1 protein-coding gene is annotated in these 341 nt (G+C 38.1%); it reads right to left on the bottom strand.

The window, feature by feature from the left end:
- Positions 1–159: 159 nt before the first annotated feature.
- The coding region (locus tag AAEY75_RS14320) for a ferritin-like domain-containing protein (RefSeq protein WP_352259938.1) at positions 160–341 on the bottom strand (182 nt) is incomplete at its 5' end.

Below are 341 nucleotides of genomic sequence, written 5' to 3'. Positions count from 1 at the left end.
CGTATGCACAGCAAGCAAGAAAAATTAATACCAGTAATATATGATTCATCGGTATTGATGTTTAATGATTTTAGTCAAAATCGTCAAACATAAAAAAGATCACCATTGAGGTGACCTTTTTCTATTTAGCAAATAAGTTAATCTTATGTTGAAACGTGCTTATTTTTTAGACGTATCTTTTTTCGGGGCGTTTGCACCGATAAACCAAGCATCTTTATCAACAGTACGACTCACTTCAGTCAATAAGTCAGCGGTATCTTCATCACCAGCATCGCCAGCGGCATCAATCCCTTCACGCAAAGACGCAGCAATGGTCTTATAGCGATTGGTCAGCTCACGAA

This window comes from Psychrobacter sp. TB55-MNA-CIBAN-0194, assembly GCF_040309505.1.
GTDB classification, from domain to species: Bacteria; Pseudomonadota; Gammaproteobacteria; order Pseudomonadales; family Moraxellaceae; genus Psychrobacter; species Psychrobacter fozii.
Note: the sequence above shows the minus strand (reverse complement) of the source record. Positions and strands in the feature narration are given on the sequence as shown.